The organism is Streptomyces sp. NPDC052114, from assembly GCF_040680155.1.
In the GTDB taxonomy this organism is placed as follows: Bacteria; Actinomycetota; Actinomycetes; order Streptomycetales; family Streptomycetaceae; genus Streptomyces.
Window position 1 is genome coordinate 95,321 of the sequence record NZ_JBFAWC010000006.1, and the last position, 23,135, is coordinate 118,455.

Here is a 23,135-nt window from a genome sequence, read left to right on the forward strand (position 1 = left end):
GCGTGCGCATCAGCGCGCCCATCGGCCCAGTGCACGGGTGGAGTACACACTGCCGCAGGAGCCCGCCTCGGCGGGCCGGGCACGGAAACTGACCTCGGCGTTCCTCGCCAGGGCCCATCGCCACACGGGCGCCGGCCCGGTGGCCGAGGTGGACTCCGAGCGCGCGGACGACGCCATGCTGGTGGTCTCCGAGCTCGTGTCCAACGCCGTGCGGCACGCGCACGGCGCCTGCCGTCTGCGGGTGGCGGTCGCCGGTGACCGCGTGACCGTCGAGGTCTACGACGCCAGTCCCGTACGCCCCCGCCTGCTGGCGGCGAGCGGCGAGCGGGAGCACGGCCGCGGCCTCGCGATGGTCCATCAACTCGCCCACCGCCTGGAGGTCGTGGGCACCCGGCGCGGGGGCAAGACGGTACGGGCGGTGCTGGCCTGAGAAACCGGGCGGTGCCCGACGGGGAGTCGCGGCGGCGCCGCCCGCGCGAGGGACGGCGCAGGACCGCGCCACGGCTCAGGAGATCTCCAGGGCCGCCTCGTCCGCGAGAGCCTTGAGCTGGGCCGCGATCGCCGTCGACACGTCGAGGACCAGTGCCTCGCCCGTCTCCGTCAGGAACTCGCCGGCCATCCGCCGCGCCAGCTCGGCCTCGTTCGCCGAGGCCCTGCCGCGCAGCTTCGCCGAGAGCGAGGCCTCCGACCGGGCGTGCCGCACCCACATCGGAATGTCGGCGGTGCGCATCCGGCTCATCATCTCGTCCTTGCCGACGGAGAGCCCCCACAGGAGGAACCCGAAGGCGACGAGCACGCCGAACGGTCCCGTCGTGGCGATGAGGGCGGTCCCCGTGCCGAAGAGCACCGTCGCCACGACGGTGGCGATGGCCACGTTCGCCACCCGCGCCACGTTCTCCACGATGTCCGTCGCCGCGCCCATATCCACCTGCACGGAGAACTCGCCGGTGCCCGTGACGGTGACCTCCGGCAGTTCCAGGGCGTGCGCGGACAGCCGCCACCGCTCGGCCAACGGCCGGGTCAGCTGCTCCAGTTCGGGGGCGATGCCGTTCTGCCAGTCCGCGATCACCTGCTTGAGGCGCGGATCGGCGGGATCGTTCAGCTCGGCGTTCACCCCGGAGGCCACCTGCGCCGCCATGTCCTGCAACGTCTTGAACTCGCCCTCGCGCCAGCGCTGGAACGCGGGCAGCACATGACGCTCCGTCACCCCTGTCGCGACGGCGGTGCCGAGGGCGGTGGCGAGCTCCGGCAGATGCTCGCGCGCGATCTCCTCGACCGCCCCGCTGCCCAGCAGCTCGTCCAGCTCCGCGCGGAACCCCGCGGTGCGCACCGAGGTGCGGCCCGCCAGCGCGAGGCCGCGGGCGATGGCGAACTCCGGCGCGCTGCCCAGGGCCACCCGCTCCGGGTCGTCGACGAGTTCCCTGCTGATCTCGCGTACGAAGGGCATGCGGGACGGGCCGCCGGTGAGCAGCACCAGACCGGCGGGGGCGGGCAGATTGCCGAGCACCGTGGACAGGTCCTGCCGGAACGCGTCCCGCCACGACAGGCCGTCCAGCTCCGGGCGCGGCGCCTCCAGGACCTCCGCCATGTCGGCGTAGCGCAGCCGGATGTCGACCATGACCTCCTCGCCGTCGTCCGACTCGACGGTGTCCATCACGCCGATGCGCTCCTTCGGGTTCACCGCGAGGCGCTGCTGGTCCGTGCGGAAGAACTCCTCCTTGGCCTTGCGGCACTGGAATTCGAGGTAGCGCGACTTCGCGGGGGAGACCGCGAGGGCCTTCTCCAGGAGCCGGCGCTGCGGGTTGCGCAGCACGAGGCGGCGGTAGATCTCCTTGTCGATCAGCGTCGCGCCCAGCGCGATGTTGCCGTGGTCGACGGGACGGCCGCGACGCTCCTCCACGTACGTGTAGTCCGTGGTCGACGACCCGATGTCCACGAGCAGCGCCGAGCCGGCCACCCGGTGCGCGGAGCCCGCCACCTCGCCCGAGTCACGGGCGTACAGCAGGGCCGCGCGGGACTCCGGGACGACCTCCACCCGGCCAGGACAGAGCTCCGCCAGGAACGCGGCGTACCGGGCGCGGATCTCCGCCGACCAGCCCGACGGAGTGCCGAAGACCCACAGCAGCTCCTGCCCCGGGCGCGGCGGCATCGTGTCGAGGACATCGGCCACGATCCGCGAGACGAACAGCCCGACGGGCGTGCTCACTTCGGGCTCGTCCAGGTGCGGGCTCTTGAACGCGAGATACGGACTGCCGTCGCGGGCGGCGATGGCGCTCTCCCCGACGAGGACGCCGCGCGTGGGGTGGTCGAGCACCGCGGAGGCGTGCCGGCCCTGCCGGCTGCCCGGCAGGTCGATCACCTCGGGCGAGGCCGACCGGTCCGCGTGGACGTAGGAGAGGGCGGTCTCCCCGTGTCCCAGGTCGAAGCCGATGACGACGATGTTGGCCGGTTCGGTCACGGGTCAGCCCTCCTCGGTGGGCGGCAGGGGGTGGTCGACGGGCGGCGGGTGCTGGTCGGGGAAGGGCGGTCCGTGGCCGGCGGGCGGCGGTACGCGGTGCTCGGCGGACGGCGGCGGGGCGTGTTCGGCGCGGGGGAGCGGCAGGACGACGCCGCGGCGCAGGACGCGGGTGCCGCGCACGAGCGCGGGGGCCTGGCAACGGCCGGGCAGCCCCGGCCCCGCGGGGGCGCCGAACTCGAAGAGCACGGTGTCGTGGCGGGAGTCGTACGGGTCGTAGCCGAGCACCTCGATGCCGCGCTGGAGCCGCAGCTTGTCGCGCAGCGAGGAGATCCTGGCCAGCGCGAGGTCGGCGCTGCGGCGCTCCTCGGCGGCGAGCAGGCCGTGCAGGACCTCGACGAGGTCGTCGTCCTCGTGCCAGGCGGGGGCCCGCGCGGGCTCGGCCGCAAGGGACTGGAGGCAGCGGTCGACCGCCTCCAGGGCGTGGCCGACGGCGTCGAGCAGCCGCTCCGGCGCCACCTCGGGCCGGGCCGGCGGGGGCGGGGGCCAGGCGGGCGGCGGCGGTTCGGCCTCGGCCCGGAAGAGCCGGGCGAGGGGGTTCGACGGACGGCCCCTGCGCGGCCGTTCACCGGGGGAGCACGGTGCGTCGTGGGGCGGGGCCGGGTACGGCGCCTCGTACGGCGCGCCCGGCCGGGGTGCTCCGGCGGGCGGGGAGGTGCCGGGCCGCACGCTGTGCAGCGTGTGGGTCACGGCGGTGCGTACGGCGCCGAGCGCGTCGCGGACCGCCTCGCCGCGCTCGCGCGACGGGCCGTCGGCCTGGGCGCACCAGTGGTCGTACAGCTGATCGAGCTGCGCGCCGATCCGCTGGGCGGCCTCGCGCACGGACAGCCGTTCGCGGCGCGGCAGCGCCTCCTGGCGGTGGCGGGCGAACAGTTCGGCGAGACCGTCATCGGCGTACGCCATCGAGCGCTCCCTCCTGTGGGGATCGCGGGAAGACCCTGCCGACTTCGGACCGCCACCATGGCGGGAAAGTTCCCGTCCCGCGCACAGGGAGTAGGCGGGCTACGCGGATGCCCCGGGCCCCCTCTACTGCGACAGGACGACTTGGGGGTCGGTCGCCCCCGAGTGACCGGGGCGGGCGCGCGGGCCGCCCCTACGGTGGAACCGGCCGTGCTCCGCAGCAGGTGGCTCGCGCGGCCGCTTTCGGGGGACGGGTGATGCGCCATGGACCTGGCGCACGGCACGGCGGAACGCGTAACGGACACCGAGTTGGTGACACGCAGCAGGTCGGGGGACCGGGAGGCGTTCGCGGAACTCGTCGCACGGCACCGGGCCAAGGTGTACGCCGTGTGCCTGCGGGTCACCGGCAATCCGGAGGACGCGGCCGACGCGGCGCAGGAGACCCTCACGCGGACCTGGCGCGGACTGGTCGGTTTCCACGGCACGGCACGCTTCTCCACCTGGCTCTACCGCATCACCGTCAACGCCGCGCTCGCCGAGGTGGAGCGGCGCGCGGCGCGGCCGCGCCCCGCCGGACTCGACATGCCGGACGAGGCCTACGACGCGCCGGCCGTCGCGGAGCGGGTCGTGACCACGCTGTCGGTGCAGGCAGCCCTGGACCGGGTGCCCCCGGAGTTCCGCGCGGCGATCGTGCTGCGCGAGTGCCTGGGGTGCAGCTACGCCGAGGTCGGCGAGATCCTCGGCATCCCGCTGAACACCGTCAAGAGCCGCATCTCCCGGGCCCGTCAGGCGCTGCTCGCCCTGCTCGGCCCCGACCCCGGGGAGTGGCGGGGAGGCCGGACGTGAGCGGTGAGGCGTGGGCCGACATGACGGCCCACCCCGACGTCGACCCGGACCGGGCGGGTCCCGCCCGGCTGCTCCGTCGGCTCTCCCGTGCCATCGGCGACGTACCCGACGACGCGTGCGAGCAGGCCGACTGGGAACGGATGGTGGCCCTCGCCACCCGGCCGACGGAGTACGGCCGCCGGTGACGGGGCGGGTCGGGAGCGGGGCGGGACGGGGAGCGGACGGGGCCGGGCGTCCGGACGCGGGAGAGCCCGGTACGGAACGGGGGAGGCGGACATGGAACAGGCCGTCCTGGCCATCGACTTCGGCACGTCGGCGTCGTCCGCGGCGCTGTTGACCGACGGGGGCGTACGGCTGCTCAAGGAGCGGTCCACCGGCTCGTGGACCTGGCCGACCGTCGTCTGTCTGCGGGACGACACCCTGCTGATCGGGACCCCCGCGGAACACCGCAAGAGAGTCCACCCCGAGCTGTACCGCGGCGAGTTCAAGCGGGACATCGGGCAGGACGCGCCGATCCCGCTCGGCGAGCGCTCGTTCACGCCCGGCGACCTCGTGGCCCGGGTGCTCGCGGCCTTCCGCGACGAGGCGACCCGGCTGCTCGGCACGCCCGTCGAGCGGGCCGTGCTCACCGTCCCCGCCGCCTACGGCCCCGCCGACCCCCGCCGGGGCGTGATGCTCGCGGCGGGCCGGGCCGCGGGCTTCACCGCCGTCGAGCTGCTCGCCGAACCCGCGGCCGCCGCGTACGCCCCCGTGGCCGGCGAGCCCGTCGCACCCGGACAGACCGTCCTCGTCTACGACTTCGGCGGCGGCACCTTCGACGCGGCGCTGGTGCGCCTGCGGGACGGCGGCAGCCACGAGGTCCTCGGGCACGACGCCCTCGACGACTGCGGGGGCAGCGACATCGACGCGCTGCTGCTCGGCGAGATCAGGGAGCGCGGCGGCGCGGAGCTGACGGCCGCGCTGAGCCCCGCCGCGTCCGCTCTCGCGGCCCGCAGGAACATCCTGGAACTGGGCGACCTCGCCCACCGGCTCAAGCACCAGCTGAGCGCGGACAGTTACGTGGAGGACGTCTTCGCCCCCGCCGGCGTCCTCGTCGCACTCGACCGCAAGCGCTTCGTCAGGATCGTCACACCGCTGCTCGCCCGCACCGTCGACTGCTGCCGGGCCCTGCTCGCCACCGCGGGACTCACCGCCGACCAGCTCGACGCCGTGCTCCTGGTCGGCGGCACCACCCGCATGCCGGTGATCGCCGAACTCCTCGCCCAGGCCCTGGACCGCCCGCTCCGCCACGTCGAGGACCCCGACCTCGCCGTGGCCCACGGCGCCGCCCACTGGGCCGCGCACACCGGGGAACGTCGTCTCGCGCCCGCCGAAGTGCCGCGCGGACAGCGGCCGTTGAGCTGGAGCCTGCCGGGCGGCACCGCCGAACTCGTGGGGTGGCTGCGCCCGCCCGGCGCCGACTACGCCCCCGGCCAGCCGCTCGCCCTGGTCCGGCCCGTCGACGGCAGCCTGTGGGAGCTGCGCGCCGACGACCGGCCGGGGCGGGTCGTCGCACACCACGCGGCGGCGGGGCAGACCGTCGTGGCGGGCGACTGGCTGGTGACGGTCGGGCCGCGCGAGCCCGCCCCGCGGACCGGCGCCCGCACCTGGCTCCCCGAGGGCCGGGTGATCCGCAGGGTCGCGCACCGGGCGGGCGCCGAGATCGTGGCGCCCGCGCTGTCGGGGGACGGACAGTGGCTGGCCACCGGGGCCTCGGACGGCACGGCGAGCGTGTGGGAGACGGCCACCGGCGGTGCCCGGACGACCGTGCGGCACACCGAACCCGCCCTGGCCGTGGCGGTGAACGGCGACGGCACGCTGCTGGCCTCCTGCTCGCGCGCCCCGGGCGCCCGGCTGAACCGGGACGCCGACACCGTCGTCCTGGCCTCCGCGCACGGGGACTGGGTGCGGGCCGTGGCGCTGACCGAGGACGGCGGATGGTTCGCCTCGGGGTCCGACGACGGGATCGCGCACGTCTGGGACGTACGGGCGGGCCGTCGCCTCGCGAGTCTGCGGCACGAGAGCTGGGTGCTCTCGCTCGCGCTGAGCGCCGACGGCCGCGTGCTCGCCTCCGGGGACCGGGACGGGACGTGCCGGGTCTGGTCGGTGGCGCAGCGGCGGGAACTCCTGTCGGTCCCCTACGGCGTGCCCGTCAACGGCGTCGCCCTGAGCGCGGACGGCGGACGGCTCGCCGTCGGCGTGCAGAGCGGTCGCGTCCACGTGTGGGACGTACCGGGCCGGGAGTGCCTGCTGGTGCTCGACCACGCCGCGGGCGTGAACACCGTCTCGCTCGACGCGGACGGCAGGGTGCTCGCGGTCGCGCCCGGGCTGTGGTCGGCGCAGGTCAGGGACGTCGACAGGGAGGGCCGCGTGCTGTGCGAGGTGGGGCACCCCGAGGTGCTCGTCGGGGCGGCCCTCAGCGGCGACGGACGCCGCCTCGCCACCACCTGCCAGGACGGCACCGCCCGGGTCTGGGCCCTCACCCGCGAGGACCCGGCGCGCTGAACGGGACCGGACCCGGCGCGCCGGGCGGGAACATTCGGGGCCCGCCCCGGATCGAAGGAGCGGAACGCTCGAAGGGGGAGAGCATGCGTACGTACGACACGCTGCGCGCCGAAGTCCTCGGCCTGTTCGACGGCCCGGAACGGCAGGCGGAGGAGGAGCGGGCGACCGAGACACTGCGGCGCCTGCGCGCGGCACGCGAGCGGCTGCGCGACGGCACGCTGACCGTCGTCGTCTGCGGCGAGTTCAAGCGCGGTAAGTCCAGTCTCCTGGGCGCGCTCCTGGAGGACCCCGGCCTGTTCCCGGTGGACACGACGTACGCCACCCGACTGGTCACCACGGTGCGGTACGCCGACACGGAGCGGATCACCGTCACGCTCCAGGGCGAGGGCGCGCAGGGAGAAGCGGGCAAGGAGCCGGAGGACGGCGCGGGGCCGGCCGAACGGCGCACCATCGGCCGGTCCGAGATCGCGGACTACGTCACCGAGGGCGGCAATCCGCACAACGTGCGCCGTGCCCGGCTCCTGGAGGTCGAGACCCCCAACCGCCGGCTCGCCTCGGGTGTGGTCGCCGTCGACGTCCCCGGCATCGGCGGGGTGTTCCGCGAGCACACCGCCGTGACCGCCGCCTTCCTGCCGAACGCGGACGCCCTCCTCTTCGTCGCCGACGCCACCCAGCCGCTGACCGAGAGCGAGCTGGTCTTCCTGCGGCAGGCCGCCACGGCCGCCGAGGTCACCGACGACGTCGACGGGATCGTCTTCGTCCTCACCAAGACCGACGTGCCCACCGACAGCACGGGCATCCGCGAGAACACCGTCGCCAAACTCGCCGAGGTCCTCGGGCGCGCGCCCGAGGACCTGCCCCTGGCGGCCGTCTCCAGCCTCGCCAAACTGCGCCACCTGGAGTCCGGCAGCGAACGCCATCTGCGGCTGAGCAACTTCCCCGCTCTGGAGGCGCTGCTGTGGCAGGCCCTGGAGCGCAGGCGCGCCAAGCTGCTCCTCGGCGGCGCCCTCGCCGATCTCGACGGCGCGGCTCTCGCGCTGCTGCGGCCCCTGGAGACGGAACTGGAGGTGCTCACCCAGCGGACCGAGGACGAACTCACCCGTCTCACCGAAGAGCTGGAGGAACAGAAGCGCCGTCTGGCCGGGTTGGCCCTCGGCGAGGCGGCCTGGCGGGCGGAGCTGCGCCGGCAGATCATCGCGCTCGGCCGCAAGCTGGGCGGCGAGGGCCACGCCGGGATCGACCGGGTGTGGAACACCTTCCAGACCGACTACCTCTACCGCGATGTGTTCCTCGCCGAGCCCGAGCGCCTCGTCGGCCAGCTCTCCTCGGACGCCGCGGCCGTCGTCGCGGGCGTCGACGAACTGGCACGCCGCCGGTCGGCCCGCATCCTGCGCGAGTTCAGCGCGGCCCACGGGCTCGACCTCGCCGAGCAGAAGGTCGGCGCGCTGCCCGACCCGCCGGTGCCGCCGCTGGAGGTCACCGGACGCCTCGGTGACGACCGCGCACCGGGCGCCGGGACGCGGGCCGTCCGCGAGACGTCCTTCACCACCAGCACGGGCGCGGCCATGGGATTCATGATCGGCAACTACGCGGTCCCGTTGGTGGGCGGTCTGCCCGGACTCGCCATCGGAGCGCTGGTCGGCGCCGCCGTCGGCCTGGTCACCTCCCTGCGCACCTCGCAGTACGCCGACCGGCAGCAGAAACGGCAGGGCCTGCAGACCCAGTTGGCGCCGCTGCGGGCCACCCAGCAGCGGCACATCGAGGAGGCCGTCGCCGGCCTGACCGACGAGCTGATCGCCGCCGTCATGGCGGAGCTCGACAGCAAGATCCGCCAGGAACAGGAGAGCGTCACCGCGTCCCTGGCACGGATCAAGGACGCGCGGGCGGCGACCCGCGCCCAGGCGGCCGAGCGCACCACCCGGCTGCGGCAGCGGCGGGTCCCCCTGCTCGACGTCCGCAGGAACGTCGAGTCGCTGCGCGCGGAGGCCGCCGCGCTGGGGCGTGCGGGGCAGGGCGAGCAGGGGGCACAGGCGCCGGAGGAACCGGGAGTCGGTGCCGCCCCGGACACCGCCGGGCAGGGTGAGGACGACGGCGGGTGGGCGGACGCATGACCTTCGACGACGCCTACGACGATCCGCGGCCGGGACCGGAGGAGGACCCCGCCTTCGGGGATCTCGGGGATCTCGGGGACTTCGGGGACTTCGGGGATCTCGCGTCACCGGAACCGGTGGACGACGGCCTCGGGGCCCTCGGCGCGGGCGCCGCCGCGTTCCCCTCCCTCGCCGCCGCCGACCAGGCGCGGGAGGACGTCGCCCACTGGCACGAGCAGCAGGCCCCCGACACCTGCGCCGTCGTCGGCCAGGAGTTCCTGATCGACCGGTTCACCGGCGTCGACCACACCGAGGAGGAACTGGCCGCCGTGGCCGAGGCCCACGACTGGTACCGGCCCGGCGGCGGCACCCCCATGGAGGACGTCGGCAACCTCCTGGAGCTCTACGGAGTACCCGTCGAGCGCACCTCGGGCGAGAGCCTGGAGGGCCTGGAGGCCTCCCTCGCCGCAGGCGCGGGCGTCCTGGTCGCCGTCGACTCCGACGAGATCCTCGCCGCCGACGCACAGGCACAGCAGCTCGCCGACGCCGCGGGCATCCCCGGCCAGGGCGCCGACCACGTGGTCCAGGTCATCGGCGTCGACCGCGGCGACCCGGACGATCCCCAGGTGATCCTCAACGACCCGGGACGCCCCGACGGCGCCGGACTCGCCGTGCCCGAGCGGGACTTCCTCGCGGCCTGGGAGGACTCGGACCGGTTCACCGTCACCACGGCCGCCACGGGAGGGGGCCACCATGCCTGATCCGTACGGGAGCCCGCCGAAGCCTGCCGAGGGCGGGCCCGTGCCCACCGAGGAGCTGCTCGCGCGCCTGCGCCGCATGCCGCTGTTCCGGCAGCTCGCTCCCATGGAGAGCGGCATCGGCTGGCCCGTGCCGCTGCGCCTTGGCCCCCGGTCGGACGACGGCGCCACCCGGGTCTGTCTGCGCGTACCGCTCTTCGGCATGCGGCCGCTGCGCGACGGCGGCGCCGAACTGTTCCCGCCGTTCGCGACCCTCACCCTCGACCGCGCCACCGGCCGTCCGATGGAGTACGTCGACCTGCGCCTGACCCGGCCCTGGCCCCTGCCAGGCGACCCGGCGCCGGCGGGCACCTTCCCGCACGAGGCCGTACGCGGCACGATCGGCGAGTACCGCGCGGCCCGGCACGAACTCCTCGCCCTCTACGACGAGTTGTGCGCGGCCCTCGCCGCGCACACCCGCTTCGGGGGCCGGGAGCGCTTCTCCGCCCTGCTGCGCAGGCTCGTCGAACCGGGCCTGGAACCGTACTACCGGGCCATCGGACCGGAGTTCTTCACCCGCTTCCTCGGACCCGAGGAGGGCTCAGGTGCTCCGTGACCGCGCGGCCGGTGCCTTCGACGCGGCCCTCGACGTCCTCGGCACCGCACCGGACTTCGACCAGGCCCGCGCCGCCCTGGCCGAGGAACGCGCGCGGATCGCGGCGCCGCTGCGGGTCGCCCTCGTCGGCCGCGTGAGCTCGGGCAAGTCGACGCTGGCCAACGCCCTGCTCGGCGGGGAGCGCGTGCCGACCGGCGTCGAGGAGCTGACGTACAACGTCAACTGGCTGCGCCACGGCCCGGCCGGCACGCTCACCGTGCACTACACCGACGGCACGCCGCCGGAGCGCCGCGACGTCGCCGAGCTGGCGAAGCTCACCGCGCGCGCCCGGGGCGGCGCGCCCGAACTCGCCGCGCTGCTGCGCCGGATCGACTACCTGGAGATCACCGACCCGCACCCCTACCTGCGCGCCTTCGACCTGGTGGACACGCCGGGCCTGGACTCGCACTTCGGTGAGGACTCCGCCAACACCCTGCGGTTCCTCGCCCTGGACGAGGGCGACGTGCGGGCCGCGACGCTCGGCCAGGCCGCCAGGGCCGACGCGCTCGTGCTCGTCTTCGCGCGCGGCCTCGCCTCCTCGGAGGAGGAGCTCCTGCGGGACTTCACGGGAGCGGGCGTCGGCGCCGCCGGGCCCGTCACCACGGTCGGCGCGCTCACCAAGGTGGAGCTGTTCTGGCCGGCCCACGACGACCCGCTCGCCGAGGGCCGCCGGGTGGCCGCGCGCCTGATGGACGCGGCCGGTGCCCGGCGGCTGCTCTACGACCTGTGCCCGCTGGCGAGCCTGGTGGGCGCGGCGGCGGGCAGCTGCACCGAGGAGGACTTCGCCGACCTCACCGCCCTGTCCGCGCTGACGCCGTCCGAGCTGGCGGACCGCGTGTACTTCGGCGCGGAGTTCGTCTCCGCCGACCTGCCGCACGTGCCGGTGAGCGCCGCCCGCCGCCTCGCCCTGCACACCCGCTTCGGCGGCTACGGCATCGTCCTGGCCGCCCGGCTGATCCGGGAGGGCGCCGACACCCGCGAGACCCTCCGCGCCGAGCTGCACCGCGGCAGCGGCATGGCGGACTTCCGGGCGCTGCTCACCGACCACTTCGGCCACCGCGCCGAACTGGTCAAGCTGGCGCGCGCGGTCCAGCACGTACGGGGTCTGCCGGAGCGGGCGGGCGGCTCACCCCGGGCCCGCGCCACCCTGGAGCGGGCCGTGGCCGACGTCACCCGCCTCGCGCACGCGGAGCACGCCTTCGCCGAACTCGCCGTGCTGCGCGGCCACTACAGCGGCGCCGTCTCCCTGGACCCGCCCGACGCGGCCGATCTGCTGCGCATCACCGGAGAGTACGGCCACGCCCCGCACGCCCTCCTCGGCCTCCCGGCGGACGCGGCCGCGCCGGAGCTGACGGCGCGCGCCCGCGAACGCCTCACGCACTGGGCGGGCCTGACGGCCGACCCGGTGCACTCGGGTGCGACACGCCGCGCCTGTCAGGTCGTCCGGCGGTCGTACGAGCTGCTGGTCGGCCGTCTGGAGCGGCACCGGGAGACGGGGCCGTACGCCTGAGGGAGCGCAGGGCCCGGACGGTGTGGGCCCCGCGCACCACGGCGAGGGCGCACGCGAGCACGGCGACCGCGACGAGGGTCCGCCCGGCATCGGGCACGAACAGCAGGATCTGCGCCAGATCCACCCCGGTGACCTGCCGGGGCAGCAGGTACACGGCCGCGACCGCGAGAAGCAGCAGCCCCACGGCCGTCCCGGCGCCGCGCACGGCCGTCCAACTCGCCCTCCGTGTCCGCTGCTTGTGCCTGCCCGGGCGCACCAGCCGGAACAGCGACCAGGTCAGGGCGAGCCCCAGCACGAGCGCCGTCCCGGTGACGACGGTCAGCAGGGTGGCGAGCATCGGGTCGGCCGGGGCGGGCTCGGGCCGTCCGCCGAGCAGGATGCGCAGGGCGCCGAAGGCGGTCGAGTTGAGCTGCTCGTCGCGCAGCGGGTTGTACGCGTTGTGCAGGACGACGACCGCGAGGTCACGGCCGGGCGCGAGGACGACCGTGCCGTGGAAGCCGGGGGTCGCGCCGCCGTGCCACACGACGCGCTCGCCGAGGTCGTCGAAGGAGTCGTCGCGCCAGCCCAGGCCGTAGCGGTGGGAGGTGCCCGCCCGGACGGTGCCCTTGTGCAGCTCCCGCAGTCCGTCCGGTGAGACGACGGCACGCGCGGCCGGGCCGCCGTGGCCGAGGTGGGCGGCGGCGAACGCGGCGAGGCCGTCGATGTCGGCGCCGACGTATCCGTAGGGCACGCCCGAGGCGTCGAAGGGGGAGGCGAAGGGCGTCGGGCGGCCGAAGAAGTAGCGGTGTCCCGGGGCGAGTCCGCGGCGTTCGGCGTCGCGCGCGTCGACGAGCGCGCCGTCCATGCCGAGCGGCCGCAGCACCGCGTCCCGCAGCCACGGACCGAAGGGCCGCCCGGTGACCCGCTCCACCACGGCGCCCAGCAGCATGTAGTTGGCGTTGCTGTACGTGTGCCGCTCCCCGGGCGGTGTCACGGTGCGCACGTGGGCCAGGCTCCGGGCGACGCGGCCGACTCCGCCCGGGGCGTTGTCGAACCGGTCGGCGCGTGTCAGGCCGTCCCGCTCGGTCAGCCCGCTGGTCTGGTTCAGCAGGTGACGGACCGTCATGCGCCGGGCCCCGGGCCCGGCCGGCTCGAACCACGGCAGATGGCGGCGCACGGGCGTGTCGAGCCGCAGCCGGCCGGCCTCGGCCAGATGCATCACGGCGGTCGCCGTGATCGGCTTGGACAGCGACCCGAGGAGGAACGGGGTGCGGCGCGTGACGGGATCGCCGTCGCCGTCCTCGCCCCAGGTGCGCCGGTGGACCACTTCGCCGCCCTGGACGACGGCGAGCGCCATGCCGGGGACGCGGGTGCGCTCGCGCTGCTGCTCGGCGTAGGCGTCCACGCGCTCCAGGGCGCCGGGCGACGGAGCGGCCTTCCCGGGCGGCGCGGCTCCCGCCGGTGGGGCGGCCACCCCCATGACGGCGACGGCCGCCAGACCCACGGCCGCGAACCGCCGCCCCCACGCGGCGGATCCCCTCGTCGCACCCCTGACACCACTGCTCCCGCTCATGACGCCTCCCCATAACCGTATGTGCGTACGGTTATGACGTTACCGTATGGCTGTATGGTCGACCCATGCCTCGCGTCGCCGATCACCAAGAGCGCCGTCACCAAGTAGCCGCCGCGGTCGGCCGGATCATCGCCACCGACGGCCTGGGCGCGGTCACGGTCGCCAGGACCGCCGCGGAGGCCGGCATCTCCGTCGGGCTCGTCCAGCACTACTTCCGCGGCAAGGACGAGATGCTGCTGTTCGCCTACGGCCATGTCCTGGAGCGGTTCGAGCAGCGGGTGACCGCCCTGATCGGGACCGCCGAGGCCGCCGGGACCCGGATCGAGCACATGGTCCTGGACGCCCTGGCCGAGAGCATGCCGCTGGACACGGAGCGCAGGCAGGACTGGCGCGTCGCGCTCGCCTTCGCCGGGCGCGCGGCCGACGACCCCCGGCTCGGCGAGCTCAGGACCGCCGCCCTGAGGCGCACCCGCGCCCATCTCGCGCAGGCGATCGTGAACGCCAAGGAGTGCGGCGAAGTGCCCGAGGACGCCGACGAACACGTCGAGGCGGCCCGCGTCGCCGCGTACACCGAAGGCCTGACCGCCCACCTCTACGCGGACCCGGAAGGCCTGCCGCCCGCCGCCGCCCTGTCCGCCCTCGCCGACCACCTCGCGGGCGTCTTCAGCGGCGTGTGCACCCTGCGCGACCGGGAGCCGCGGGAGCGCCCGGACGGGCATTAGGGCTCCCGGACGGGCGCGGGGGTCCACGGGGCCCGGCGCGGGCGGGACGGCCGGGGCGGGCGAAAACTCCGTTGCGGTCCTGGTGCCCCGCCCCGGACAGTGGTGCCATGACCACCTCCCTCCTGCCGCCCGCGGGCCTGACCGTGCGGCCCGCCACGCTCGGCGACGCGGCGGCGGTGTGCGCGCTGCTCAACGAGGTCGACCTGCTGGAGATCGGCCGCGCCGACACCGAACTGACGGAGATCCAGGCCGAGCTGAAGCATCCCGAGGTGGACCTGGAGCGGGACTCCTGGCTGCTGTTCGACGGCGACCGCCTCGTCGGGTACGCGCTGCTGTGGGACGACTCCGGCGGCGAGCGCATCGACGTCGACCACTACGTCCTGCCGGGCAGGGCCGAGGGCGCCCTGCATCTGTTCGACCTGATGGAGCACCGCGCGGCGGAGCGGGCCGCGGCCAACGGCGCATCGCGCGCGGTGGTCCACCTGCACCTCAACACCGCGCCCACCATGGACGTCTCGGCGCTCCGCGCCCGGGGCTGGGACACCGTGCGCCGGTACAACGTGATGGCGCGTCACATCAGCGTGGGCGAAGATCCGTTGCCGGCGCCGCTGTCCGGCGTGACGCTGCGGGACTGCCGGGCCGAGGAGGACCGCAGGCGCGCCCACGCCCTGCTCCAGGAGTGCTTCACCGACCACTTCGACCACCAGCCCCGCAGCTACACCCAGTGGCTGGACGACATCGACGGCGCGAACGCGGACTGGTCGCTGACCTGGCTCGCGCACGTCGAGGGCCTCGGCGACGCGGCCGTCCTGCACACCCACAACGACCGCCCGTCGATGGGCTGGGTCGGCAACCTCGGCGTCCGCGCCGAGCTGCGCGGCCGGGGCCTGGGCGGCCACCTCCTGCGCCATGCCTTCGGGCACTACGCCGCGCTGGGCCGCGACCGGATCGGGCTCGGCGTCGACACCGACAACAGCAGCGGTGCCCTCGGCCTGTACGAGCGGCACGGCATGACCCTCGACTACGCCGTGGACACCTGGGAGTTGATCCGTCCGGCCCGAGGCCTCCGACGGGGGGAGGCCTCGGGCCGGGCCCGGGGGACGGCCCCGGGCCCGGCGCGCGCCTAGCGCAGCGTGCTGCCGAACAGCGCCGCCGCGTTCGGGCCGCCGACGTCCTTGGGGCCGAAGGCGACGGACCTCGTCGCGGTCAGGCCCGTGGCCGTGCCGCGCAGCGACCACAGCGCGCCGGCGTCCGCGTTCTCCTCCACGGAGGACGCCGCCAGGTCGGCACGGCCGTCACCGGTGACATCGACCAGCGCCGCGGCCGCCCCGAACCGGTCGCCCTTCTCGGCGACTCCGGGGACGCCCTCCGTGTCCTGGTGGAAGGCCTGGGCGCCGGTGCCCGTCACGCCGTTCGCGCCGCCGCGCACCAGGACGACCGCGCCCGCGTCGGTGACGGTCCGGACGTCCTCGCCGGGGACACCGAGCGCGATGTCCGCGTAGCCGTCGCCCGTCACGTCGCCGACGGCGACCGAGCCGCCGAAGCGGTCGCCGCCCTCCTCGGCGCCGGGCACGCCCGGCAGATCCTGGTCGAACCGGTACACGTCGCCGACCAGGCCGTCCGCCGAGCCGTACGCGACCATGACCTTGTCCTCGTAGTCGCCGCCGCCGACCACCAGGTCGTCGTGGCGGTCGCCGTTGATGTCGCCGACGGCCAGGGCGCCGCGCGAGCCCGGCGCCCCGCCCCGCTTGAAGCCCGTGGCGCCGCCGTACAGGACGCTGTTGCTCCACTCGCCGTCGCCGTAGTAGTCGTTCATGGCGATGTCGTCACGGCCGTCGCCGTTGATGTCGCCGACCGCCTTCGGCACCACCGGGCCCTTCACGGAGAGCGGCCCGTCGACGCAGACCTCGGGCCTCTCACGGCAGGAGGGGTCGGGACGCTGGTCGTTCTCGTAGCTCCACCACTGCGACGCGTCCATGAAGTCGAGCGTCGCCGCGGGCTTCCCGGCGCGGGTGAGGGGCCCCTTCCACAGGCGGGCGTCCTGGCCGACCGGGTCGTCGCCGTGCGAGCCCGCACCGGCGAACAGGGCCAGGTCGGTGGTGCCGTCGCCGTCGAAGTCGCCCGCCTGCGGCGCGAAGCCGAAGGCGTCGATCCCCGTGCCGCCGGTGAGGCCCGACGCGGACCCCCACAGAATCACCACGCCCGCGCCGGACCCCGGCCCTCCGGTGCCGATCACCAGGTCCGCGTACCCGTCGTGGTCCAGGTCGCCCTTGGTGACCGTGCCGCCGAAGCCCTGCTGGGCGGTGGCCGCCCCGGGCACCCCCGCCGTGGACCGGCTCACGACCTTCGTGTGAGCCGGGTCCAGACCGTCCTTCGAGCCGTACGTCACGACGACGTACCCGGCCTTCTCCTTGCCGGAGACCGTGCCGCCCGGGGCGCCGACGACCAGGTCGCCGTACCCGTCGCCGTTGAAGTCGTCCGTCATCCGGGCGCCGGCGGCCCCGGCGCCCCGCTCGGACGCCGGGGCCGCATGGGCGGTGCCCTGGCCCAGCGTCCAGGCCGTGAGGCCGCTGCCGACCAGCAAGGAGGCGGCTATCAGGGGCATGGTGCGACGGACTCTGCGGCCGGCGAGCGACATACGGCTTCCCTTGTTCCCTCGGTGTTCTTGGTCCATCGGTTGACGTACCAGGGCCGCCGAAGGTTGTACCGCTACCTCTGCGGCAGGTTCAGGACGAAGTCGAAGTCCGCCTCCTTCGCGTTGCCGACGCTGCGGACGTTCATGAGCAGCCGCGCGTCGAAGATGGGGTCGGTGTTGTTGCGCGGCTCACCGGGGAAGTAGAGCTGCGTCGTCAGGATCGGCCGCCCGGGGGCCTGCACCTTGACGTGCAGGTGCCGGGTGCGCCCGGGGTAGAGGCCGGGCACGATCGTGGTGAGCTTGAACGCGCCGTTGGCGTCGGTGAACTGGTGGCCGCGGAAGCGGAAGCCCGTGTTGTCGTACGTGCCGTAGGTGTCGGCCTGCCAGAAGTCCAGCAGCACCCGCGACACCGGCTTGCAGGCCAGCCCGAAGACGTACCCGGTGACGGTGAGCCGCACGCCCGGGGTGCCGGGCTGGACGAGCGAGGCGCGCTCGGGGGAGTTGGGCTTGAAGTACGGGCCCTCCATCTGCGGGATCGTCGGGTCGTCGCCGTCGTCACAGGTCGGCGTCGCCTCCAGCGTCTCGCCGCGCGCCCCGGCGGTCCTGGCCAGCGCCGGAACCCCCATGAGGGCCATGGGCACCGCCATGCCCGCCGCGGCGGCCGCGCGCAGCACGGTCTTGCGGCTGGGGCCGCGGCCCGTCCCGTGCACGCCGCCGGTGGCCGCCTCGTCGACGCCGTCTCCGCCGGGGGTGCCGATCTCGTTGTCCATCGCTCCTCCTGAGCCTGCGGGGGTGGGTGGGGTCCGGACCGTCCATGAAGTTATGCGGAGGAAGGGGTCCGGGCGATGGACTCAAGCCGGTGGTCGTGGTGAATATCTCCACCGCCGCGCCGGAAGTCCCCCGGGCTCGCCCCGGTCTCGCGGCGGAAGAAGCGGCAGAAGTACGCCGGGTCCCCGAACCCGACGCGTCCCGCTATCTGACGGACCGACAGATCCGTGCGCAGCAGCAGGCGTTTGGCCTCGTGCACGCGGGACTGCCGGATCAGTTCGCCGGGCGTGCGGCCGGTGGCCGCCTTCACCGCCTCGCTGAGATAGCTCACCGAGACGCCCAGGTGCTCGGCGCTCGACCGCACCGACTGGAGGGCGCCCTCCGGTGTGCCGATCAGTGCCGTGAACTCCGTGGCCATCGAGCCCGGCCGGGAGTGCGGCGCGGCCGGGTGGGCGGGCGCGGGCGGCTGCGCCGTCCATGTCGGCGGCTGGTGCGCGGGCAGCCGCGCCGAGCGCACCACCAGGATGTGCAGCAGGGCGCGCAGGACGCTGTGGAATCCGTCGGCCCCCGACCGGTACTCGGCGTCCAGTTCGGCGACGAGGCGCGCCGTCCGGTCCGCGGCCTCCTCGGAGAGCTCCAGCCAGGAGCGCCGGCCGAGGGTGCGCAGGACGTACCGGTCGGCGGGGTGGTCGAGGAGGAAGTCGTCGGTGAAGAGGATGACGTGTCCCTCCAGGCCGGTGACGTCCTCCCAGTGGTGGACCTGGCCGGGGGAGATGAAGCACAGGTTGGGCGGCCGGAGCGCGAACCGGTTCAGGTCGACGACGTGCCCGCCGGTGCCGCCGGTGACGTGGACGATCTCGTGGAAGGTGTGCCGGTGCGGGAACGTGGCACGCGACATGGGGCCGATGGTGTCGAACGTGCCGATGGCGAAGGGCAGGGCGTTGGGCATCGGCACCTGCAGCCGGTGGGTCGGCATGCCGTCCTCGCCCGGTTCTCCGTTGTTGCCCTCGCCGGGCAAGACCGTTGTGCCGCGCATGTGTCGACTCCTCATCGGCGGAGATGGTCCGGACCAGAGCGCCTTCACCATGGCACGGTCGGCGGGGGTGGGGCAGGACCGCGAATGCGCCGAAGTGGATATACCCCCTGGGGGTACTTGACGTTCATGTGCGGCGGTCCGTAGTGTCCTTTCCTGTCACCACTCAATACCCCCAGGGGGTATTGAGTGGTCTGGTTCCGAGAGTCAGGAGGCTCCACCATGTGCACGACGTCCAGCGGACCGCAGCCCGCTCCTCTCGCCCCCGCCGTCCTCCGCGCCGGCACCGGCGACGGCGCCCTGCCCGACTGGCACTTGCGCGGGGAGTGGTTCGACGTCTGCAGCTGCGCACTGCCCTGCCCCTGCACCTTCGCGCAGGCCCCGACCCACGGCGACTGCCTCTTCACGCTCGTCTGGCAGGTCCACGAAGGGCACTTCGGCGACGTGCGCCTGGACGGCCTCGGCGTCGTCGCGCTCGGCGAGTTCGCCGGGAACATGTGGGTCGGCGACCCGGACGCCACGATGAAGGTCATGTTCTACATCGACGCCAAGGGCGACCAGGACCAGCGCGACGCCCTGGAGCAGATCTTCGCCGGTCACGTCGGCGGCTGGCCCGGCCAGTTCGGCTCGCTCATCAGTGAGTTGCGCGAGGTGCGGTACGCGCCCGTCCGCTTCGACGCCGCCGAGGACCTCTCGTACTGGCGGGCCGGCGTCGCGGACAAGGTCACGGTCGGCGCCACCGCCCTCACCGGCCCCACCGCCGACCCATCCCGCCGCGTCCAGCTGGTCAACGCCCCCGGAGCGGAGGTCGGCCCCGGCCAGATCGCCACGTGGGGCGTCGTCGAGAGCGACCACGCGGAGGGGTTCGACTTCTCGCACGCGTACCGCGGTGGCTCCAGCAAGCACTTCCCGTTCGACTGGCGGCCCTGAGGGCGTCGCGGCCGGGCGGTCTCACCAGGCCGGGGCGGGGCCGTCCGCCGTGACGCCGTAGCGGCGGACCCGGCGGGCCGCCGCGGGGTCCCGGGCGCTCTCGTGGTGGGCCACGAGGAGTTCGAGGGCGTTCGGCGCGCCGGCGTCGACGGCCCGGTGCAGCAGGGCGCGTGCCCGAGGGGGGTCGTCGGCGTGCAGGCGGGCCAGAGCGGGCAGGGCCCGCCCGTCGCCGTGCGCACGGGCTCCCTCGTACGCGGCCAGGGCCTCGGCGCGCAGCCCGCGCTGTTCGCACAGCTCGCCCGCGTGCAGCAGGGGTGCCGAGGAGCGCAGGGCCTTGAGGGTCCGTTCGAAGGCCTCGGCGGCGCCGGTCGCCGCGTGGGCTGCCGCCAAGTAGCCGACGATCAGCCGCTCTTCGGTGCCTCCGGCGCCCCGGACGAACTCGACGGCGTCGATCACCGTGGTGAAGTCCGAGGCCTCCCAACGCACTTGGACGAGCTCGTTCAGGGCCTGGTCGTGCCCCAGCAGCGTCAGATCCTTGGCGAGGGCGAGTGCGTCGGCCGTGCGATCCACCTGGAGCCAGCGGCGGGTGAGGAAGAGGCCCGCTCCCTCGTCGCCGTGCTCGACGGCGCGCAGTGCCTGTGCGCGGGCGGTCGCGTGGTCGTCGGCGTCGGCGAAGAATTCGGGCAGAGGGCGGAGGGAGCCCACCCGGCCGGCCGCCAGTGCCTCGCTGATCACGTCGTCCCTGCGGGTGAGGTCCCCGGCGTCGTGCCACAGCGCCGCCAGATCGTCGTACGCGGAGTGCCGGCCGAGCCCGATGGCGCGCCGGTAGGCGGCATCGGCCTCTTCCACACGGCCCTGGTCCTGGTGGAAGTCGCCCAGCGCCTCCCACACGTCGCCGTCCTCGGTGGCCGTGGCCTGCGCGAGGGCCCGCTCCACCCCGGACAGGTCGCCCCGATGCGCGGCCAGGTGGGCCAGCTGTACCCATCCCTCGGGCCATCCGCCGGCGACGGCCCGCTCTGCCGCGGCGGCGGCCGCCTCGGGGGCCTTCGCCTCGAAGAAGTACGTGGATGCGACCAGCGCCCACCAGCCCCAGTCGGGACAGGACGCCAGCGCCAGCATCGCGTGCCCCGCCCCGCGGGGATCTCCCGCTTCCGCGCGGCGCCACGCCAGGCGCTTGAGTGCCTTGCCGTAACGGTGTTCGCCCGCCGCGCGTCGGCCCGCGTCCTCGGCGCCGCGCGGGTCGCCCGCCTCCTCGCGCAGGTCCGTGAGGTACTCGTAGGCGCGTGCCGAGTCGAGGCGGTCCGGCTCGTCGAGCAGGTCGATGGCATCCTGGAGCCGCCCCTCGGCCTCGTGGCCCTTCGCCACGGCGACGAGGGCCTCGGTTCTTCCCTCCGCCGCGAGCCGCCGGGCGAACGCGAGGGCCCGCGCGCCGTGGCCCGCCGCGCCCAGGTCATGGGTGAAGGCCCCCAGACGCCAGCGGGGCAGGTGTTCTCCGGCCCGCATCGCCCCTTCGACGTCCCCCGAGGCAAGGAGCGTCGCCGCCAGCGCGTCCCACGCCGCCTCCTTGTCCGCGGCCCCGGCCGCCGCCCGCCTCTGCCACACGACGGCCTGGTCCACGTCACCCTGCGCGCGCAGGAGTTCGGCCAGCACGAGCGCGGGGTGTTCGTCGCCCTGCGCCAGAGCCTGCTCCGCGACACGGGCCGCTCGGGCCGGGTGCCCGGCGCCGTGGTGCAGGACGACCAACAGATCGTGCGCACGCACGGACGGATCGGCGTCCAGGGCCCGCTGCGCCAGCAGAGCACTCACGCGGTACCGGCCCCGCGCGCGGGCCGCCTCCGCCAGGGCCAGCAGGTGCCGCGGCGCGGACACGTGCCGACCCGCCGCCTCCCACCACGCGTCCGGCGGGCAGAGCAGCCGGCGCTCTGCGGCGACGCGCTGGGCCAGATAGTCCGCGAGCTGGTAGGTGCGTACGTCGGGTGACGGTTCGTCAGGGGCTGTGCCGAGCGTGGTCAGGGGGCCGGGGACGCCCCGGCAGGGCTCCCCGGCGTCGGTGAGCGCGCGCCGGAACCACCCTTCCGGCCAGTCGGGCGGCCGGGTCCGCACATACGGCTCCGGCAGCAGCGCCCAGGCCGCCGGGGCCAGGAAGGCCTCCGTGACGTCCCGCACCCGGCCGAGGCGTGCGGCGTCCACCGCCGCGTCGACCAACGCCCGTGTCTCCGGGGTGCTTTCATAGCGGGCGACGAGTTCCCGGCCGCCCGCCAGGTACTGGGTCGCCTGGTCCCGTCCCGCGGTGAAGGCCTCGGCGAGCCGTGGGTCGTCGGCGACGGCCGCCATGACGTCGGCCTCGGACGCGGTGCGGAAACCGGTGTCGGTGAGGTGGATCTGGCGGTCCTTGAGGAGGCGGGCCGCGGGGTGGGCGCCGTGACCCGTGAGTTCCTTGTGGTGCTCGGGCCACAGGGTGCCGAGGACCAGCACGGGACCTCGGGCGGGATCGTCGAGCAGGGACTGCAGGGCGCGGGCCGCCGGGTCCTCGGCCGAGGAGGTCAGACAGCGCTGGGTCTCGTCCAGCCACACCACCGTGCGGGGGAGCCGGGGCCGCCCGGCGAGACCGGCCGCCAGGTCGTCGGCGCTCGGCGGGCGCCACAGCCGCCACTCGGGGCCCAGCAGGGCCAGCGCCTCGAAACAGGCGCGGGTCTTGCCCGTCGACGAACCGCCGACGAGGACCGCGAGGCGGCTGCGTCCGTCGGCCGCCCCGGAGACGGCGTGCCGCAGCGCGGTGTCGTGTTCCCGCAGGAGATAAGGCGGTTGGGGGGTGAGATCGGCCGTCGGGGCGGCGGTGTCGATGACACGGTGGACGCCGAGAGCCGTGGCGTCGAGGGCCGCGTCACGGATCGGCACGGCGGGCAGCGGGCCCGGCCGGTCGGGCGGGTCGGTGTCGGCGGTCTCCAGGATCAGGCGCCGCAGGGTGCGGTACGTCGGATGCCCCGTGGAGTCGGGCCTGGCGACGGTGGAGTGGCCGCCGCGCAGGGTCCCGACGTCGCGGAACACGCTCCTGGCGGAGGCCGCCTTGACGATGTTGTCGCTCTCGGCCACATACGCCTTGAAGGGGATGGGGCAGGTGCGGTCGGTGACCTCGCGGGCCAGGACGATGTCGTGCAGCACCGTGGCCTGGGTGTCGGTGATCTGCTCGTCGTAGGGCCGGAGTTGGGTCTCCTGCGGATGGCTCCGGCCGAAGAAGCGGCGGCGCAGCGAGAGCAGGAACTCCGAGCCGTTGTTCGGGCAGGCCAGCAGCACGACGCGGCCGATCCGGGCGAGATCGCGGCCCCGGCCCTCGGCGAGCATCCGGGCCAGGCAGCGCTGCACGATCAGGCCGCCCTGACTGTGGGCGATCACCATCAGGCGGGGGAAGTCCGCGCCCTGCGTGTCGAGGAACTCCTTCAGGCCGTCGGCGGCCGTGTCGAAGCTCGGGAACGTCCGCGTGGGATTGAGGCGGAAGACGCCGGTCGCGTACTCGTAGGGGAGCGTCTCCACGGAACCGAGACCGTCGTCCGCCGCGATGAGGCCGCGCAGCGGATCCCACATGGCGGAGCTGGACCGGATTCCGTGCACCAGCACCACGCCCAGTCGGCGTTCGCTCAACGCAACCTCCTCAACGGGTTCCCCTCGGGGACGGCCGACGGCCGAGACCGTCGATTATC

Annotated in this window: 16 protein-coding genes and 2 pseudogenes; 11 read left to right on the forward strand and 7 right to left on the reverse strand. The window is 74.8% G+C overall.

The annotated features are described in order from the left end of the window. Positions 1-37: 37 nt before the first annotated feature. On the forward strand, positions 38-430 hold the full coding sequence (locus AB0L89_RS15065; RefSeq protein ID WP_365140121.1) for an ATP-binding protein: 393 nt from the start codon (positions 38-40) through the stop codon (positions 428-430). Positions 431-505: 75 nt separating this feature from the next. Here AB0L89_RS15065 and AB0L89_RS15070 read toward each other — a convergent pair whose 3' ends face one another. Continuing rightward, a complete protein-coding gene (locus AB0L89_RS15070) occupies positions 506-2,458 on the reverse strand; it encodes a hypothetical protein (RefSeq protein WP_365140124.1) in 1,953 nt (650 codons plus the stop codon). Between the two features lie 3 nt (positions 2,459-2,461). Continuing rightward, a complete protein-coding gene (locus AB0L89_RS15075; RefSeq protein WP_365140127.1) occupies positions 2,462-3,418 on the reverse strand; it encodes a hypothetical protein in 957 nt (318 codons plus the stop codon). A 261-nt stretch (positions 3,419-3,679) separates the two neighbouring features. On the opposite strand from AB0L89_RS15075, the gene AB0L89_RS15080 reads away from it, so the two are divergent. The 7 genes from AB0L89_RS15080 to AB0L89_RS15110 all read left to right on the forward strand — a co-directional run bounded on the left by AB0L89_RS15080 (position 3,680) and on the right by AB0L89_RS15110 (position 11,797). Further along, the gene (locus AB0L89_RS15080) at positions 3,680-4,261 is read left to right on the forward strand and encodes a sigma-70 family RNA polymerase sigma factor (protein ID WP_365140130.1); all 582 of its coding nucleotides are present in this window, start codon (positions 3,680-3,682) and stop codon (positions 4,259-4,261) included. Then, complete coding sequence (locus tag AB0L89_RS15085; protein WP_365140132.1) at positions 4,258-4,446, forward strand: hypothetical protein; 189 nt, start codon at positions 4,258-4,260, stop codon at positions 4,444-4,446. Before AB0L89_RS15080 ends, AB0L89_RS15085 begins: the two co-directional genes overlap by 4 nt. A 91-nt stretch (positions 4,447-4,537) precedes the next feature. Beyond that, positions 4,538-6,805 carry an Hsp70 family protein gene (locus tag AB0L89_RS15090; RefSeq protein WP_365140135.1) on the forward strand — a complete coding sequence of 756 codons (2,268 nt, stop codon included), beginning with the start codon at positions 4,538-4,540 and terminating at the stop codon, positions 6,803-6,805. An 83-nt stretch (positions 6,806-6,888) separates the two neighbouring features. Next, positions 6,889-8,916, forward strand: coding sequence for a dynamin family protein (locus AB0L89_RS15095; RefSeq protein WP_365140138.1), 2,028 nt, complete (start codon positions 6,889-6,891; stop codon positions 8,914-8,916). Further along, positions 8,913-9,656 carry a hypothetical protein gene (locus tag AB0L89_RS15100; RefSeq protein ID WP_365140141.1) on the forward strand — a complete coding sequence of 248 codons (744 nt, stop codon included), beginning with the start codon at positions 8,913-8,915 and terminating at the stop codon, positions 9,654-9,656. The genes AB0L89_RS15095 and AB0L89_RS15100 overlap by 4 nt, the downstream gene beginning before the upstream one ends. Next, complete coding sequence (locus tag AB0L89_RS15105; RefSeq protein WP_365140144.1) at positions 9,649-10,248, forward strand: hypothetical protein; 600 nt, start codon at positions 9,649-9,651, stop codon at positions 10,246-10,248. The genes AB0L89_RS15100 and AB0L89_RS15105 overlap by 8 nt, the downstream gene beginning before the upstream one ends. Continuing rightward, positions 10,238-11,797 (forward strand): dynamin family protein, encoded by a 1,560-nt coding sequence (locus AB0L89_RS15110; protein ID WP_365140147.1) that lies wholly within the window; start codon positions 10,238-10,240, stop codon positions 11,795-11,797. Before AB0L89_RS15105 ends, AB0L89_RS15110 begins: the two co-directional genes overlap by 11 nt. Before the next feature lie 415 nt (positions 11,798-12,212). Here AB0L89_RS15110 and AB0L89_RS15115 read toward each other — a convergent pair. Further along, a pseudogene (locus tag AB0L89_RS15115) lies at positions 12,213-13,349 on the reverse strand (serine hydrolase domain-containing protein); the annotation flags it as partial. Positions 13,350-13,414: 65 nt separating this feature from the next. Here AB0L89_RS15115 and AB0L89_RS15120 point away from each other — a divergent pair. Together AB0L89_RS15120 and AB0L89_RS15125 are read left to right on the forward strand one after the other, a co-directional pair. Further along, complete coding sequence (locus tag AB0L89_RS15120; RefSeq protein ID WP_365140149.1) at positions 13,415-14,071, forward strand: TetR/AcrR family transcriptional regulator; 657 nt, start codon at positions 13,415-13,417, stop codon at positions 14,069-14,071. A 107-nt stretch (positions 14,072-14,178) separates the two neighbouring features. Further along, on the forward strand, positions 14,179-15,198 hold the full coding sequence (locus tag AB0L89_RS15125) for a GNAT family N-acetyltransferase (protein ID WP_365140152.1): 1,020 nt from the start codon (positions 14,179-14,181) through the stop codon (positions 15,196-15,198). Here AB0L89_RS15125 and AB0L89_RS15130 read toward each other — a convergent pair. The 3 genes and pseudogenes from AB0L89_RS15130 to AB0L89_RS15140 all read right to left on the reverse strand — a co-directional run bounded on the left by AB0L89_RS15130 (position 15,195) and on the right by AB0L89_RS15140 (position 18,510). Continuing rightward, positions 15,195-16,709, reverse strand: coding sequence for a hypothetical protein (locus AB0L89_RS15130; protein WP_365140155.1), 1,515 nt, complete (start codon positions 16,707-16,709; stop codon positions 15,195-15,197). The two genes, AB0L89_RS15125 and AB0L89_RS15130, sit on opposite strands and share 4 nt — an antisense overlap. 77 nt (positions 16,710-16,786) lie before the next feature. Then, a pseudogene (locus AB0L89_RS15135) lies at positions 16,787-17,353 on the reverse strand (dioxygenase); the annotation flags it as partial. A 173-nt stretch (positions 17,354-17,526) separates the two neighbouring features. Continuing rightward, positions 17,527-18,510 carry an AraC family transcriptional regulator gene (locus tag AB0L89_RS15140; RefSeq protein ID WP_365140158.1) on the reverse strand — a complete coding sequence of 328 codons (984 nt, stop codon included), beginning with the start codon at positions 18,508-18,510 and terminating at the stop codon, positions 17,527-17,529. Positions 18,511-18,729: 219 nt separating this feature from the next. Here AB0L89_RS15140 and AB0L89_RS15145 point away from each other — a divergent pair, with 219 nt between their 5' ends. Beyond that, positions 18,730-19,437 carry a DUF1326 domain-containing protein gene (locus AB0L89_RS15145; protein WP_365140161.1) on the forward strand — a complete coding sequence of 236 codons (708 nt, stop codon included), beginning with the start codon at positions 18,730-18,732 and terminating at the stop codon, positions 19,435-19,437. A 21-nt stretch (positions 19,438-19,458) separates the two neighbouring features. Here the strand turns inward: AB0L89_RS15145 and AB0L89_RS15150 are convergent, their stop codons facing one another. Then, positions 19,459-23,076, reverse strand: coding sequence for a hypothetical protein (locus tag AB0L89_RS15150; RefSeq protein WP_365140164.1), 3,618 nt, complete (start codon positions 23,074-23,076; stop codon positions 19,459-19,461). Positions 23,077-23,135: the final 59 nt, after the last annotated feature.